We start from the raw sequence: 15,152 nt of genomic DNA on the forward strand, positions 1-15,152 counted from the left end.
TCATGCATGGTGCATCCCCAGGGTCAGAATGGCTTCTTCGCTCATGGCGTCGCGGGCGAGTTCGCCGGCCACGCGCCCTTCGCGCATCACATAAGTGCGGTCGCAGACGTTGACGATCTCGGACAGCTCCGAGGAAATCATCAGCACCGCCGCACCCTTCTTCACCAGGCCGTCGATCAGGCTGAAGATCTCGGCCTTGGCGCCCACGTCGATGCCGCGCGTGGGCTCGTCGAAGATGAACAGCTTCGCCTCGGCACTGAGCCACTTGCCGATCACCACCTTCTGCTGGTTGCCGCCCGAGAGCACGCCCACGCGGCGGTCCGGGCCGGGCGTGGCGATGCGCAGGCGGGCGATCAGCTCGCGCGCCCGCGCCGCCGCCTTCGAGGGCGAGAACAGGCCGCGCGGGAACAGCCGCGGCAGGCTGGCGAGCACCAGGTTCTCGCCCACCGAGCGGATCAGCGCCAGGCCCTGCGCCTTGCGGCTCTCGGGGATCAGCGCGGCGCCGAGCCGGCGTGCCTGCGTGGGGCCGCCGGTCTGGGGCCGGCCGAAGATCTCGATGCGGCCGGCCGCGATCGGGTCGGCGCCGAAGATGGCGCGCGCGACCTCGGTGCGGCCCGAGCCGACCAGCCCGGCCAGGCCGACGATCTCGCCGGCGCGCACCTCCAGGCTCACGTCCTGGATGCCCGAGCGCGCGCTCACGCCCTGCAGCCGCAGCGCCATCTCGCCGGGCGCGGTGCAGTAGGTGCGGCTGTACGACATGTCGACCTTGCGGCCGACCATCAGGCTCACCAGCTCGTCGGGCGCGGTCTGGCCGGGCATGCGGAAACCGACCTTTTTGCCGTCGCGCAGCACGGTGATGCGGTCGCCCATCGAGAACACCTCGGCCATGCGGTGGCTGATGTAGACCATCGCCACGCCCTGGCGCTTGAGCGTCTCGATCATCGCGAACAGCTTCTCGGTCTCGTTGTCCGAGAGCGCGGCCGTGGGCTCGTCGAGCACCACGATGCGCGCCTGCTGCGACAGCGCCTTGGCGATCTCGACCATCTGCTGCTGCGCCACGCCCAGCGTCGCGACCACGGTGTCGGGCGCCAGCGTCATGCCCAGCTGGTCCATGATGGCCTGCGCCTCGCGCCGCATGCGCGCATGGTCGACCAGGCCGGGCAGCCGGCCCCGGGGCTCGCGGCCGAGGAAGATGTTCTGCGCCACGCTGAGGTAGGGCACCAGCGTGAACTCCTGGAAGATCACCGCGATGCCCAGGCGCTGCGCGTCGGCCGGGCCGCCGATCACCACCGGCTTTCCATGGTGGAAGAATTCGCCCGCGTCGGCGGTGTGCGCGCCGCACAGCACCTTCATCAGCGTCGACTTGCCGGCGCCGTTCTCGCCCAGCAGCATGTGGACTTCGCCCTCGTGCAGTTCGAAGGACACGTCGTCCAGCGCCTGCACGCCGGTGAAGCGCTTGCTGATGCCGCGCAGTTCCAGGATGGGGACGCGCGGCGTGGCGGGCGCCGCGGGGTCGTGGGGTGGGGTCATGCAGTCTCCGTTCTTGTGTGAGGTGTGGCGTGCGCCGGCTGCCAGCCCACGCCGGCTGCCAGGCGCTGTCCAGAGGCGCGCAGCGCGGGCAGCCAGCTGTCGGGGTCCAGCGGCCGGCCCGCGTCGTCGACCAGCATGCCGTGCCGCTTGCGCCAGCGGCCCGCGACCATCACCGAGTCGATGTTCGCGAGGCTGGTCTGCATCAGCACGGTGCTGGCCGGGTCGTGCACCGGCTGCATGTTGGGCAGCCGCGCATCGATGAGGAGCAGGTCGGCCTGCTTGCCGGGCGCGAGCGAACCGATGCGGTCCTGCTGGCCCAGCATGCGCGCGCCTTCGACCGTGATCCAGCGCAGGGCCTCGTGGGTCTGCAGCGTGGTGGTGGGCGGGATCACCGGGCCGTCTCCGACCGCAGCGGCGCGGAAGGCCGCGTTGTCGAGCGCGCGCTGGTGCACCAGCGCGATGCGCGCGGCCGTGAACATCTCGCCCGACAGGCCCGATTCGAGGTCCACGCCGATCGAGGGCGACACGCCGCGTGCGCGCAGCCGGCCGACGATCGGGTGGCCGTGGCCCTGCGTCATCTCGTTCTCGGGCGTGAGCGAGAAGCTCATGCCCAGGGCGACGAAACGGTCGAGCTGCGCGTCGCTCAGGCCGTTGCCGTGCACGATGTTGATGTGCGGACCCAGCAGGCCTTCGCGCTCGAGCACGCTCCAGCCCTCGGGTGCGCGCGCCGCGCCGCCGCCCTGGTGCATGGAGGCCGTCAGGCCCAGCTCGCGGGCCAGCGCGAAGTCGGCCAGCGCGACCGCGAGCGTCGAATAGTGCGGGCCCAGCACCGCCATGCCCAGGCTCAGCAGGCCGCCGGGCGCGAAGCGCGCATCGGCCTGCAGCCGCGTGATCTCGGCGCGCGGATGCGCGACTTCCCAGAAGGGCGGCTCGCCGGGGCGCGGGTCGGGCTTGGGGCTGCCGTGGAAGAAGGCGGCGCGGATGCCGCTCTGCGCCAGCGCATCGACGGCCGCGTCGGTGTGGGCGGGCGTCGGGTTGTTGTGGCACCAGTCGACCAGCGTGGTGGTGCCGGCATTCAACTGGTTGAGCGCGCCCGCATAGGTGCCGATGCGGATGTCCTCGGGCGTGAACAGCGTGCCCAGGCCGGCGTGCATCCAGCGGAAGTACTCCATCAGCGTCCAGTTGCTGGCCATGCCGCGCAGCGCGGTCTGCCAGGTGTGCATGTGGGCGTTGACCAGACCGGGGAAGACGATGAAGCCGCGGGCGTCGATCACGGTGTCGGTCGGCGCGGCCGGCGCTGCGTCGTGCAGCGCCATGACCGAGGCGATGCGGCCGTCGGCGATCTCGATGCAGGCGTCGTCGATCACGCCCAGCCTGTCGTCCATCGACACGAGCGTGGCGCCTTCGATGCGCGTGCGCGCTGGCAGCGGCGTGGACATCAGGCCGACGCCTTGCGGGTGGTGGTCGTGGCGCGCGCGACCGTGGGCGCCGCCACCGGGTTCAGCACGAAGCGGAAGTCCAGCGTGTAGAAGGGCACGGCGCTCGTGCCGCCGTCGGGCGTGGCGCCGGGCGGGTGCTCGATCCAGTCGGCGATCAGCGACGAGCGCACGCCGAACACCGCGTCGGAATCCAGGTAGCGGTCGCCGTTGCGGAACACGTGCGTGATGAGCCGCTCGAAGCCCGGCGCGCTGATCATGAAGTGCAGGTGCGCGGGCCGCCAGGGGTGGCGGCCCAGCGCCTCGAGCATCTTGCCGACCGGGCCGTCGTGCGGGATCGGGTAGGCCTCGGCGCGGATGGTCTTGAAGTGGAAGTCGCCGTGCGCGTCGGCATTGAGCGTGGCGCGCGCGCGGTGTTCGTGCTCGCCGTTCTCGCGCGCGTACTGCACGTCGTAGTTGCCGGCGGCATCGGCCTGCCACACCTGCAGTTCGGCATGCGGCACGGGCTGGCCGTCGGTGCCGACGATGCTGCCGCGCACATAGCAGGGCTCGCCCTCGGCGCCGTTGGCGACGTCGCCGCCCAGCGGCACCTGCGGCGAGCCTTCGACGTGGAAGGGGCCGAACACGGTGGCCTCGGTGCAGCCCTGCGGCTTCTTGTTGTTGAGCGCGGTCACCAGCATCGACAGGCCCAGCGTGTCCGACAGCAGGATGAATTCCTGCCGCACCTCGGTCGTGATGTGGCCCACGTCGGTGAGGAACTGGATGCCCTTGAACCACTCCTCCTCGGTCAGCTCGACCTCGCGGGCGAAGGCGTGCAGGTGCTGCACCAGGCTGGTCATGAGGGCCTGGACGCGTGCGTCCTTGGCCTGCGCGTGCATCGCGATCACGGCGCGCGTGATGTTGTCTTCGTTGAGATTTCGCACCGGGGGTCTCCTGGGTCTGGGGCTGCGGGAACTATAGAAATCGAAGAGGGGCGGACCAAGGGGGCTTGGCGAAAACCTCATTTCCATTGGCTGGAAAAGGAAGGGTTTTCCCTGGCGCGAAGACAGCGCGTCGCGTGGGGCGCACAGCCGTTGCCGCCATGGGCAATGGCGTCCTCGCACGATCGCGATGGCGGCGCTAACATGCGGCCTCTTCGAGAGGCGTGGCCGCGGGAACGCGACCGCCACGCGATGAAATGACTGTTGCAGCCAGCGGAAGCGAAGCCGCCGAGTTGCCCAAAGATCTGGAGACGACGTGGACCGTTGGACGGCGATGGAACTACTGGTGCAGACCGCCGAGCTGGGCAGCATGTCGCGTGCTGCCGAAGCATTGGGACTGTCGAATGCGGCGGCGAGCCGGCACCTGGCGGCGCTGGAGGAGCGCCTGGGCGCGCGGCTGATCCAGCGCAGCACGCGGCGGCTCACGCTGACCGAGGTGGGCGAGAACTTCTACCGCAGCTGCAAGAGCGTGCTGGCCGACCTCGCCGATGCGGAGTCGGCCGCCAGCGCCACCACGCTGAACCCCACCGGCACCTTGCGCATCACGGCCTCGCTGTCCTTCTCGGTGCACCACATCTCGCCGCTGCTGCGCGAGTACACCCACCGCTACCCCAACGTCACGGTGCACGTCGAGGCGGCCAACCGCTACTACGACCTGATCGACAACAACATCGACGTGGCGATCCGCACGCGCGAGTACGAGAACGATTCGAACATCACCATCCGCCGGCTCGCGGCCACGCGCCGCATCCTGGCGGCCTCGCCGGGCTACCTCAATGCCCATGGCATGCCGCAGAGCGTGGAAGAGCTCGCGCAGCGGCCGGTGCTGCTCTACACCTACAGCAACAACCCCAACGATTTCACCTTCCGCCGCGGCGAGGAGACGCGCAGCGTGAAGATCAAGGGCCTGCTGGAGTCGAACGACGGCCAGGTGCTGCGCACCGCCGCGCTCGACGGCATGGGCATCGTGGTGCAGCCCAAGTACATCCTCTACGACGACCTGGTGGCGGGCCGGCTGGTGTCGGTGCTCGACGACTGGGACCTGCCGCAGCTGAGCATCAACTTCGCCTTCCAGAGCCGGCGCCACATGTCGGCCAAGGTGCGCACCTTCATCGACTTCCTGGTTGAGCACTTCGAGCGCATGGACTACGACCGCAAGTGGACCAGCTTCGACCAGCCGATGGAAGTGCGCTTGCCGGAGGCTAGACGGTAGGCACGCCCGCGCCGCGCGCCGCGGCGCGGATCACGGCCGCGTAGTCGAGTTCGGCATCGCCCTGCGCGGCGGCCGCATGCAGCATCTGGCCCACGCCGGCGGTGAGCGCCAGCGGCACATGGAACTGGGCGCCGGCCTCGAGGATCAGGCCCACGTCCTTCTGCATCTGGTCGACGGTGAAGGTGGGCGTGTAGTCGCGCTCGCGCAGCTGCACCGCCTTGGCCTTGACGATGGGCGAGCCCACCGCGCTGGCGCCGATCACGTCCCACATCTGGCGCCAGTCGAGCCCGCCTTTCTGGCCCAGGACCAAAGCCTCGGCCAGCATGCCGCTGGTGGCGGCGATCATCAGGTTGACGATCAGCTTCATGAGCCGCGCCTGGTCCTCGGCGCCGACGTAGAACTGCGTGGGGCCGAAGGCTTCCAACAGCGGCTTGACGCGCGCATAGGCCTCGGCCGGCCCCGAGGCCATCACCGTGAGCTGCGCCGCCTCGGCCATCTTGTTGTTGCCCGAGACCGTGGCCCGCACATGCGCGATGCCCCGGGCGGCGCAGGCCGCGGCGGCGGTGGCGCTGGCCTGCAGCGAGACGGTGCTGGTGTCGACGTAGACCGTGCCCGCAGCCGCATGTTGCGCGACCTCGGCCGCGACCGCGAGCAGGGCGGCGTCGTGCGGCAGCGAGGAGATCACGACCTCCGCGCCGGCCACCGCGGCCGGCAGCGAATCCGCGAGCGTCAGGCCTGCGGCTCGTGCGCCGGCCTGCGCGGCCTCGCTGCGGTCGTAGACCGTCACGGCATGGCCTGCGGCCGCGAGGTGGCGGGCCATGGGCAGGCCCATCTTGCCGGCGCCGATCAGGGCGATGTTCATCTTGACTCCTTTGTTCTGCGTGTGTCTGGCGTGCGTCCGGGCGCGGGACGACGGTCAAATGGTACGCAGCAAGCGGTGTCAGGAACCCATGGCCAGGGCATCAAAAATGGAGAACAGTTTTCCGTTTTTCGCAGGCAAGCATCGGCCTGCCGGCGTCAGGGCTTGCCCATCGCCAGGTAGTCCACCGTGAGCTGCGCGAGCGTGCGGGTGCCGATCGCCAGCGAGGCCTCGTCGACATAGAAGCGCGGCGAATGGTTGGCTTCGGCCTTGCTCGCGTCCTGGCCCACCGGCGTGTTGCCGATCACCACGTAGAGGCCCGGCACCTTCTGCGCGAAGAAGGAGAAGTCCTCGCCGCCGGTGCCCTTCTGCACCACCATGGCCTTGCCGCCCGGCACGCGCGCCAGGCTCGGCGCCATCTTCTCTGTGAGCGCCGCGTCGTTGATGGTGGCGGCGTAGCCGTCTTCCTCGATGTGCACATGCGCGTCGCCGCCGCCGCTCTTGGCGATCAGCTCGGCGGTCTCGCCCATGCGCTGGATGATGAACTTGCGCATCTGCTCGTCGTAGGTGCGCAGCGTGCCGCTCATCTCCGCGGCGTCGGGAATGATGTTGTAGCGCGTGCCGGCCTGGAAGGTGCCCACCGTGAGCACCGAAGGCTCCTTGGTCACGTTGACCTGGCGACTGGCGATGGTCTGGAAGCCCAGCACGATCTGCGAGCCCAGCACGATCGGGTCGACACCGCTCCATGGCGCCGAGCCGTGCGTCTGGCGGCCCTTGACGCTGACGCGGAAGGCGTCGGAGGCCGCGGTGATCGGGCCGGCCTTGTAGCCGATCTCGCCGGTGTTGAGGTTCGACACCAGGTGCGCGGCGAACACCACGTCGGGCCTGGGCGCATCGAACGCGCCTTCGGCCAGCATGCGGCGCGCGCCGCCGATCTCGGCATTGGGCAGCTTTTCCTCGGCCGGCTGGAAGACCAGCTTGACCGTGCCGGGCAGCTGGTCCTTCATCGCGGCCATCACCTCGGCGACGCCCATCAGCATCGCGACGTGGCCGTCATGGCCGCAGGCGTGCATCACGTCGACTTCCTTGCCCGCCCAGGTGGCGCGCGCCTTCGACGCGAAGGGCAGGTCGACCTGTTCCTTGACCGGCAGCGCGTCCATGTCGGCGCGCAGCGCCACCACCGGGCCGGGCTTGCCGCCCTTGAGCACACCGACCACGCCGGTCACGGCCACGCCCTCGCGCACCTCGAAGCCGAGCGCCTTCAGGTGGGCGGCGACCAGCGCGGCGGTGCGCTTCTCCTGGTTGCCGAGCTCGGGATGCTGGTGGATGTCGCGGCGCCAGGCGATCACCTTCGGCTCCACGGACTGCAGGCGCTGGGCCATCAGCGGATACATCGCCTGCGCGGCGGCGGGTGGGGGCGCGGACCTGTCATGGGCGCTGGCGCACAGGGCGGCGGTGGCGAGGACGACGGGCAGGCACAGCGGGGCGGCGAGGCGGAAGCGGATGGACATGGGGGTGATGCGAGAACGTCGGAGGGAAGAAAAGCCCGCGAGCCTAAGCGCCGCTGGCGCGGCCGGCCAATCGGATTTCCAGCGCCCGATAATCCGGCCTTATCGCCTCGATGAACGCCGCCGCCGTCCCCGCTCCCGAACTGCTGCTCGAACGCCTGCTCGCGCGCCTGCGCCTGCGCCACCTGAAGCTGGTCGACGCGCTCGAGACCCATGCCAACCTGCGCCGCGCGGCGGCGGCGGTCCACATGACGCAGCCCGCCGCCACGCAGATGCTGCGCGAGCTCGAGACCCTGCTGGGCACGGCCTTGTTCGAGCGCCATGCGCGCGGCATGCGCATCACCGAGGCCGGGCGGCTCGTGGCCCGGCATGCGCGCCTGTCCATCGATGCCTTGCGCGTGGCGAGCGAGGAGCTCACGGCGCTGGCCACGCAGCAGGTGCGGCCGCTGCGCATCGGCGCGATCGATGCCGCCATCGCCAGCGTGCTGCAGCCGGTGCTGGAGCGATTGCTCGCAACCTATCCGGAGTGGCGCCTGGAGATCGAGGAGAACAGCATCGACCGCCTGAGCGCGGGCCTGCGCGCGGGTGCGTTCGATGCGGTGCTGGTGCGCGAGCCGGTGCGGCTCGAACCCGGGCACCGCTTCATCGCGCTGCGCGAGGACCGGATGGTGTTGGTCGCCGCCGCCACGCACCCGGCGGCGCGGCGGCGCCGCCTGAAGCTGGCGGACCTGGCGCAGTCGCGCTGGATCCTGCCGCCGGCCCACTTCGCCGTGCGGCGCGCGCTCGACGCGCTGTGGTCGCGGGAAGCGCACCCGCCGCAGGCGCACCCGGTGCAGACGCTGGCACCGCGCCTGCTGCTGAGCCTGCTGTCGCAGCCGGACGTGGTGGTGCCGGTGCCGCTCACGCTGCTCGATCGGGTGGGGCGGCACGGGATCGTGGAGCTGCCGCTGGACCTGCAGGCGCCGATCGAGCCGATCGGCCTGCTGTTCCGCAGCAGCGATGCGCAGGGTGCGCTGGCCTCGCTGATCGATTTCCTGGTGGCGTCGAACCCGGGCTGATCCGCGCGCGTGCCGGCGCAATGCGCGAGCACCAGGCGATCCTCGACGCCATCCTGAACAGCGCACTACCGGCGCGGGGCGTGGGCCGCTTCCGGTGTGGGCTCCGATGCTGCCGGCAGCCCGAGCGGGTAGTCGGTGTAGCCCGCCGCCGCTCCGCCGAAGAACCGGCTCGCGTCCGGCAGGTTCAGCGGCTTGCCGAGGCGCAGGCGTTCGGGCAGGTCCGGGTTGGCGATGAAGGGGCGGCCGAAGCCGATCAGGTCCGCCCAGCCCTTGCGCAGGGCGGCCTCGGCGCGCTCGGCGGTGTACTGGCCGGCATAGATCAAGGTCCCGCCATAGATCAGGCGCAGGGCTTCCTTGAACGCCGCCGACATCTCGGGCGCGTCCTCCCAATCGGCTTCGGCGATGTGGAGGTAGGCCACGCCGATCTCGTCGAGCACCTTGGCCGCGGCCAGGTAGGTGGATTCGGGCGTGTCGTCCACCGCGCCCTGCAGGGTGGTCAGGGGCGCCAGCCGCACGCCCAGCCGCTCGCGCCCCACCACCGACGCCACGGCCGCCGTGACTTCGCGCAGGAAGCGCAGCCGTCCGGCCAGCGAGCCGCCATAGCCGTCGGTGCGGGTGTTGGCCCGGGAGTCGATGAACTGGTTGATGAGGTAGCCGTTGGCCGCGTGCAGTTCGACGCCGTCGAAGCCGGCTTCCAGCGCGTTGCGTGCGGCCGCGGTGAAGTCCTGCACCACCTGCGCGATTCCGGCTTCGGACAGGGCGCGCGGCGCCGAGTGCTGCACCATGCCGCCGACGCCGGCCTGCGGGCCTTTCCCCTCGGGGTCGATGAAGACCTTGACACCTTCGGCACTCAGCGGCGACGAAGACACCGGCGCCGCGCCGCCGGGTTGCAGCGAGACATGCGAGATCCGGCCCACATGCCACAGCTGCGCGAAGATGCGGCCGCCCGCCGCATGCACGGCGTCGGTGACGGCGCGCCAGCCGGCCACCTGTTCGGCGCTGTGGATGCCGGGCGTCCAGGCATAGCCCTGGCCCTGCGGGCTGACCTGCGTGCCCTCGCTGACGATCAGTCCGGCCGAGGCGCGCTGGGCGTAGTACGCCGCCATCAGCACCGTGGGCACGTTGCCGGCACCGGCGCGCGAGCGGGTCATCGGTGGCATGACGATGCGATGGGGCAATTCGAGCTTGCCGATGCGGTGAGGCGTGAACAGCATGTTTCAGTGCCCCCCTGCATTCGTCGGCAGCAAGGCCTCGAGGTCGACGGCTTCGGCCATCGCGCGATGGCCTTCGTCGCCGGGATGCAGCCGGTCGCCCGAATCGAAGCGCGAGGCCAGGCGCGCGGGGTGGGCGGGATCGCGCAGCACCGCATCGAAGTCGATCACGGCATCGAACACGCCGCTGGTGCGGATCCAGTCGTTGACCTGCCGGCGCAGGCGGTCCTTGTCGGGTTGGTAGTAGTTGTCCAGCGGCGTGCCGGGCAGGGCGCCTTCGAAGGGCGTGAGCGTCGCCCCGATCACGCGCACCCCGCGGCCGTGGGCCTGCGCGACCAATTGGCGATAGCCGGCCGTGAGCGCCTCGAGTGTGGGCCGGGGGCTGGCCGGTGCGAAGGCCGTGCCCGGCCAGCCGATGTCGTTGATGCCCAGCATCACGACGACGCTCTGCACGCCGGGCTGTGCCAGCACGTCGCGCTCCAGCCGCGCCAAGGCATTGACGCCCATGCCGTCGGACAGCAGGCGGGCGCCGGAAATGCCGGCATTGACGACCGCCACGCCGTGCGGCGCCAGGCGCGCGGCCAGGAAGTCCGGCCACCGGTGGTCCTGGTCGAGGCCGGCGGCGGCGCCATCGGTGATCGAGTCGCCGATCACCGCGACCGCGCGTGCCGCCTGCGCGGCTTCGACCTGGATGCCCGCCAGCAGCGTGCGTGCCGTCGTGCTCCGCGCATCGGGTTCGTCGGTCCGCAGCGAGGGGAGGGTGGTCTGGTCACCGGCGACGATCCAGCCGGTCTGGCGGCCGTCCCAATGGAAGGTGCCGAGCGGCACGTCGTCCGGCAGGTACAGGCTCACGACGAGCCGTTCCAGGTCGGCGACGGGCAGCGCGACGGGGTCGCTGAGCAGGGCGGCGCCCGGCGCGATGGTCGCTGCCTCACGCCCGCCGAAGGTCACGGTGCGCAGGCTGTCCGCGGCGATTGCACGGCCCGTCGCCGGCCTGGCGAGCGTGGCCCTGCCCACGCGCAGGGGCTGGCGACCGTAGGCGTTGGACAGCACGATGCGCACCTGCGGCCCGCCCAGGCTGACACGCGCCACCTGGCGCACGGTCTGGTCGCGCAAGGCGGCCGGCATGTTGAGCGGGAACAGGAAATCCGATCCCCAGACCGGCTGCGGCGGGGCGCTCCAGGTGGCGACCCAGGCCGTGGGTGGGAGCCCCGCGGGGCTGGCCAGCGAGGCGCCGGCAGACAGGGCGAGGGCCAGCACGGCGGCGGCCGAGGGTTTGGAAAGCGTCTTCATATGGATGACTTCAGTAGCAGTTCGTCCATCAATGATGAATTCAAAGACATAATCGAACCAGCCTGTTTCGCGGAAACACATCTGTGAGCTGAACTCATCGAGGAACTGTCATGGCGCGACTGGAAGTCAACCGATCCGGCGAACTGGAAGTGTTCGTGCGGGTCATCGAACTCGGTGGTTTCTCCGCCGCGGCCCGTGCCTGCGGGATGACGCCTTCGGCCATCAGCAAGCTGATCTCGCGCATGGAGCAGCGGCTCGGCACCCGGCTGGTGAACCGTTCCACGCGGCAGCTTCAGCTCACGCCCGAGGGCTGCGTCTTCTACGAGCGCGGCGTGCGCCTGCTGGCCGATCTGGACGAAGCGGAGCGCTGCGCCAGCGCCCACTCGGCGCCGCGCGGGCGGCTGCGGGTGAACGCGAACGTCCCCTTCGGCCATCGTTTCCTGCTGCCGCTGGCGCCGGAATTCCTGCAACGTCATCCGGACGTGACGCTGGACATCGTGCTGACCGACGAGGTGATCGACATCCTCGAGCAGCGCACCGACGTGGCGGTGCGCGCGGGCCCGCTCAAGAGCTCGAACCTGATGGCGCGCAAGCTGGGCGAGACGCGCATGGTGATCGTCGCCACGCCCGGCTATCTGGCGCGCCACGGCACACCGGCCACGCCGGAGGCGCTGCTGTCGCACAACCGCCTGGGGACCAGCTACGCGCGTGCCCAGTCCGGCTGGCCGCTGCGGCACGGCGGCGAGGACATCGTGGTGCCCGTCACCGGCAACGCCCAGGCCAGCGATGGCGAGGCGCTGCACCGCTTGGTCCTGGCCGGCCTGGGCCTGGCGCGGCTCGCGGCCTTCCAGGTCCGTGAGGACATCGCCGCGGGCCGGCTGCTGCCGGTGCTCGAGGAATCCAATCCGGGCGACATCGAGGAAGTCCACGCGGTCTTCGTCGGACAGGGCGGCTACCTGCCGCTGCGCGTGCGTGCCTTCCTGGATTTCCTGGCCGAGCGCGTCGATATCGGGACGCGCTGACGCGGCCTGGGCCCGTGCTTCAGTTCCGGGTCCTGAAGCTGAACGTCCGGTCGAAGGCCTGCCCGTTGGCGGAACCCTTGAAGTTGACGGTGTAGACCGAGGCGGGCTGGAGCGGATCGCGCGGCACCATGAAGAACTCGTGGCCCTGGATCGCGCCCACGTCGGTGCGCACCGGCACCGGCGTGCCGCTGGAGGTCTTCATGCCGAAGCTGTCGACCTTGAGCAGCGCGCCGGCATCGGCACGCAGGTAGATCGGCGGGCCGACCAGGGCGGCGGTGTCGGTGATGGCGGGAAAGGGGTTCGGGGCTTCGGTGGCGGGGGCGAAGGCGTACTCGGCGTCCTGCGTGGCCGCGCAGGGGTAGTGGGCGACGTTGCCGGCGCCCAGCAGTTGCGTGCCTTCCTGCGCGCCCAGCAGCGCGCCGAAGCGGTACTGGAGGGTCGTGAGGGCGAAGCCGTTCTGTGTCGAGCCGAAGCGCCGCGTGCCGTCGGCCAGGCCGACGCTGCGCGCGCCGTTCATCGCGGCCGACAGGTGCGCCACCGTGTTCAGCAGACCCTGCATCGCCATCAGTCCGAAGGCGGCATCGCTGGGCGCCTGGCCGACCTCGCTCGCCAGGAAGGTGCGGGCCTTGGCAGACAGGATCTCGCTCACGTTCTCGCCATAGCCCGCCGCGGAGGCCCGGTCCTGCGGGCGGGCGCCGGTGAAGAAGGCGTTGGTGGGTGTCTCGGTGTGCCCAACGGTCAGCGTGGTGGCGCTCGAGTCCTCGAGCAGGTAGTTCACATGGGCCAGCGAGGCGGTGTCGAGCTTGGTGTTCTGGTTCAGCGCACCGAAGCCGCAACCGGTTCGAACCTTCTGCAGCTGGTTGAAGGCGGCCAGTTCGCCCGAACCCGGGGGATAGGTCGGGGCCGCGGCCGTGGCCTGCAGCGTGCCGCCGAGCGGGGGCGACAGGTCGTCCTGCGCCTGGGCTGCGGGCGGCGAGTTGCTGGCGCCCGCGGCGTCGCCCCCACCGCCACCGCCGCCGCACGCGGCCAGCATGGCGGCCGCGGCGCAAATCAAGCTTGTCGAGAAAACCTTCATGTCGTATTCCTGTGAGGGCCTGTGCTCAGGCCCTGGCGCGTCCTCCAGATTCCGAATGGTTTCCGACCGCACGGCAACATAGCGCGGCGGCGTCGTCACCCGTGTCAGCCGACAGCGACGCCGGTGCTTCCGGACGTCTCACACGCGGCGGCGCGCGATCGCGGGCGCATTCCCGCGGTCTACCACGGTCGGGCTGCGCGCGGGATCGGAAAAGCGGTCTATGCCGAAGGAGGGGGCGCCCCGCGAAAGCCGGCCGGGGACTGTGCGAAGCCCGGTTCAGGCGCGATGCGCGACGGTCATTTCTTCTTCTTCCCGCCGGCAGCCGGCCTGGCCTTGGCCTTGCCCGCGCCGCCCGCCTTCTCCTGCTCGAACAGCTCGAAGAACTCCGACGCCATGCGCCGCAGCGCGCGCCCGATGTTGGCGTAGTCGTACTCGTTGAGGTTGGCCAGCGACACCCGCCCCGACGCGTGCGTGCCGCCGAAGCCGCGCCCGGGCAGCAGCACGATGCTGGTCTCCTGCGCGATGCGGAACAGCGCCTCGTTGGGCTGGAGCCGCGTCAGGATCCATTCGCCGAAACGCTCGCCGTGCATCTGCGTGGCGATGTCCTGCAGGTCGAGCAGGTGGTAGTAGCTGACCGAGTTCGGGTCTTCCGGCAGCGGCAGGCCCAGCTCGCGGTACAGCGCCTCCTTGCGGCGCAGCACGATGCGCTTCATCGCCTTCTTGTACGACTGCGGCTCGTCCATCAGGCAGAACAGCGAGAACATCACCATCTGCGCCTGCACCGGCGTCGAGAGCCCAGCCGTGTGGTTGAGCGCCACGGTGCGGCTGTCGGCCACCAGCCGGTCGATGAACTTCAGCTTGCGCGGCTCGGTGGTGATGCTGCCGTAGCGCTCGTCGAGTTCCTTGCGCGTGGCCTCGGGCAGCGCGGCGATCTGGCGGTCGAGGATGTTGTCCTCGTGGGTCGCCACCACGCCCATGCGCCAGCCGGTCGCGCCGAAGTACTTCGAGTACGAATAGACCAGGATGGTGTTGCGCGGGCAGATCGCGAACAGCGACTTGAAGTCGTCCGCGAAGGTGCCGTACACGTCGTCGGTCAGGATGATCAGGTCGGGCCGCTTCTTCACGATGTCGGCGATGCCCTCGAGCACCTCGTCGCTGAGCTTCACCGAGGGCGGGTTGCTCGGGTTGCACAGGAAGAAGGCCTTGACCTTGGGGTCGAGCAGCTTCTGCAGCTCCTTCTTCGTGAACTGCCAGTGGTTCTCCGGCGTGGCCTCGATCGACAGCTCCACCAGCTGGTAGTCGTTGAGGCGCGGGATCTCGATGTAGGGCGTGAAGATCGGCATGCCCAGCGCGATGGTGTCGCCGGCCTGCAGCAGGTGGTTCTCGCGCAGGCTGTTGAACAGGTAGGTCATGGCGGCGGTGCCGCCCTCGACCGCGTACATGTCGAAATGGCCGACGAAGGGGTGGGTGCCGATCATCTCCTGGTGGATGTACTGGCCCACGATGGTTTCGCTCAGCCGCAGCATGCGGTCGGGCACCGGGTAGTTGCAGCCCAGGATGGCCTCGCACATCTCGTAGATGAAGTCGCCCGCCGACAGGCCCAGCTGGTCGCGCACATAGGACACCGCGGCCTCGATGAAGCGCACGCCGGGCTGGCCCTCGTGCGCCTTGGTGAAGATCTCGAAGCGCGCCTCGATGCCTTCGCGCTGCGGGAAGCCGCCCACGCCGTCCATGTAGACGAAGGAGCGCTCGCTCTCCGTCATCGCGAACAGCCCGAACTGGAAGAAGCCGTGGCGCGGCGTGGTCGCGAGGAAGTTGGGGTTGCCGCGCCCCGCGTTCAGCATCAGCCGGTCGCTCTCGCGCGCCACCTGGATCAATGCGTCCTTGAGTTCGAAGGGGCTCAGGCCGCCGAGTTTCTGCACGTCGCCGAAATCCATGGAAATGCTCCTTGGTTGAAAGACCGTCAG

At 70.1% G+C, this 15,152-nt stretch carries 12 protein-coding genes; 3 read left to right on the plus strand and 9 right to left on the minus strand.

The features are described 5' to 3' along the window. Genes QTI20_RS04160 through QTI20_RS04170 form a run of 3 tightly spaced genes read right to left on the minus strand, consistent with a single transcriptional unit; the run spans position 1 to position 3,889 of the window. The gene (locus QTI20_RS04160; protein ID WP_286549950.1) at positions 1-1,530 is read right to left on the minus strand and encodes a sugar ABC transporter ATP-binding protein; all 1,530 of its coding nucleotides are present in this window, start codon (positions 1,528-1,530) and stop codon (positions 1-3) included. Further along, positions 1,527-2,969 carry an amidohydrolase family protein gene (locus QTI20_RS04165; RefSeq protein ID WP_286549948.1) on the minus strand — a complete coding sequence of 481 codons (1,443 nt, stop codon included), beginning with the start codon at positions 2,967-2,969 and terminating at the stop codon, positions 1,527-1,529. Before QTI20_RS04165 ends, QTI20_RS04160 begins: the two co-directional genes overlap by 4 nt. Continuing rightward, complete coding sequence (locus QTI20_RS04170; protein ID WP_286549947.1) at positions 2,969-3,889, minus strand: intradiol ring-cleavage dioxygenase; 921 nt, start codon at positions 3,887-3,889, stop codon at positions 2,969-2,971. The genes QTI20_RS04165 and QTI20_RS04170 overlap by 1 nt, the downstream gene beginning before the upstream one ends. 313 nt (positions 3,890-4,202) lie before the next feature. On the opposite strand from QTI20_RS04170, the gene QTI20_RS04175 reads away from it, so the two are divergent. Next, the gene (locus QTI20_RS04175) at positions 4,203-5,159 is read left to right on the plus strand and encodes a LysR family transcriptional regulator (protein ID WP_286549946.1); all 957 of its coding nucleotides are present in this window, start codon (positions 4,203-4,205) and stop codon (positions 5,157-5,159) included. Here QTI20_RS04175 and QTI20_RS30695 read toward each other — a convergent pair. Further along, positions 5,149-6,021: an NAD(P)-dependent oxidoreductase gene (locus QTI20_RS30695; protein ID WP_353507266.1), complete on the minus strand. Its 873-nt coding sequence runs from the start codon at positions 6,019-6,021 to the stop codon at positions 5,149-5,151. The genes QTI20_RS04175 and QTI20_RS30695 overlap by 11 nt on opposite strands. Positions 6,022-6,176: 155 nt before the next feature. Further along, positions 6,177-7,529, minus strand: coding sequence for an amidohydrolase (locus tag QTI20_RS04190; protein ID WP_286549944.1), 1,353 nt, complete (start codon positions 7,527-7,529; stop codon positions 6,177-6,179). A 110-nt stretch (positions 7,530-7,639) separates the two neighbouring features. On the opposite strand from QTI20_RS04190, the gene QTI20_RS04195 reads away from it, so the two are divergent. Next, positions 7,640-8,584: a LysR family transcriptional regulator gene (locus QTI20_RS04195; RefSeq protein ID WP_286549942.1), complete on the plus strand. Its 945-nt coding sequence runs from the start codon at positions 7,640-7,642 to the stop codon at positions 8,582-8,584. A gap of 65 nt (positions 8,585-8,649) precedes the next feature. Here QTI20_RS04195 and QTI20_RS04200 read toward each other — a convergent pair whose 3' ends face one another. Both QTI20_RS04200 and QTI20_RS04205 read right to left on the minus strand, forming a co-directional pair. After that, positions 8,650-9,798, minus strand: a complete 1,149-nt coding sequence (locus tag QTI20_RS04200; RefSeq protein ID WP_286549941.1) for an alkene reductase — start codon at positions 9,796-9,798, stop codon at positions 8,650-8,652. A 3-nt stretch (positions 9,799-9,801) separates the two neighbouring features. Beyond that, the gene (locus QTI20_RS04205; protein ID WP_286549939.1) at positions 9,802-11,088 is read right to left on the minus strand and encodes an SGNH/GDSL hydrolase family protein; all 1,287 of its coding nucleotides are present in this window, start codon (positions 11,086-11,088) and stop codon (positions 9,802-9,804) included. A 110-nt stretch (positions 11,089-11,198) separates the two neighbouring features. Between QTI20_RS04205 and QTI20_RS04210 the strand changes: the two genes are divergently transcribed. Continuing rightward, positions 11,199-12,110: a LysR family transcriptional regulator gene (locus QTI20_RS04210; RefSeq protein ID WP_286549938.1), complete on the plus strand. Its 912-nt coding sequence runs from the start codon at positions 11,199-11,201 to the stop codon at positions 12,108-12,110. Between the two features lie 19 nt (positions 12,111-12,129). On the opposite strand, the gene QTI20_RS04215 is transcribed toward QTI20_RS04210, so the two are convergent. Together QTI20_RS04215 and QTI20_RS04220 are read right to left on the minus strand one after the other, a co-directional pair. Further along, positions 12,130-13,185 carry a spore germination YkwD domain-containing protein gene (locus QTI20_RS04215; RefSeq protein WP_286549937.1) on the minus strand — a complete coding sequence of 352 codons (1,056 nt, stop codon included), beginning with the start codon at positions 13,183-13,185 and terminating at the stop codon, positions 12,130-12,132. Positions 13,186-13,481: 296 nt separating this feature from the next. Beyond that, on the minus strand, positions 13,482-15,122 hold the full coding sequence (locus QTI20_RS04220) for a bifunctional aspartate transaminase/aspartate 4-decarboxylase (protein ID WP_286549935.1): 1,641 nt from the start codon (positions 15,120-15,122) through the stop codon (positions 13,482-13,484). Positions 15,123-15,152 lie beyond the last annotated feature (30 nt).

This window comes from Variovorax sp. J2P1-31 (genome assembly GCF_030317215.1).
Classification (GTDB): domain Bacteria; phylum Pseudomonadota; class Gammaproteobacteria; order Burkholderiales; family Burkholderiaceae_C; genus Variovorax.

Coding starts and splice junctions, on each gene's coding strand:
- QTI20_RS04160 (WP_286549950.1), bottom strand. CDS start 1,530: ATGACCCCACCCCACGACCCCGCGGCGCCCGCCACGCCGCGCGTCCCC.
- QTI20_RS04165 (WP_286549948.1), bottom strand. CDS start 2,969: ATGTCCACGCCGCTGCCAGCGCGCACGCGCATCGAAGGCGCCACGCTC.
- QTI20_RS30695 (WP_353507266.1), bottom strand. CDS start 6,021: ATGAACATCGCCCTGATCGGCGCCGGCAAGATGGGCCTGCCCATGGCC.
- QTI20_RS04190 (WP_286549944.1), bottom strand. CDS start 7,529: ATGTCCATCCGCTTCCGCCTCGCCGCCCCGCTGTGCCTGCCCGTCGTC.
- QTI20_RS04195 (WP_286549942.1), top strand. CDS start 7,640: ATGAACGCCGCCGCCGTCCCCGCTCCCGAACTGCTGCTCGAACGCCTG.
- QTI20_RS04200 (WP_286549941.1), bottom strand. CDS start 9,798: ATGCTGTTCACGCCTCACCGCATCGGCAAGCTCGAATTGCCCCATCGC.
- QTI20_RS04205 (WP_286549939.1), bottom strand. CDS start 11,088: ATGAAGACGCTTTCCAAACCCTCGGCCGCCGCCGTGCTGGCCCTCGCC.
- QTI20_RS04210 (WP_286549938.1), top strand. CDS start 11,199: ATGGCGCGACTGGAAGTCAACCGATCCGGCGAACTGGAAGTGTTCGTG.
- QTI20_RS04215 (WP_286549937.1), bottom strand. CDS start 13,185: ATGAAGGTTTTCTCGACAAGCTTGATTTGCGCCGCGGCCGCCATGCTG.
- QTI20_RS04220 (WP_286549935.1), bottom strand. CDS start 15,122: ATGGATTTCGGCGACGTGCAGAAACTCGGCGGCCTGAGCCCCTTCGAA.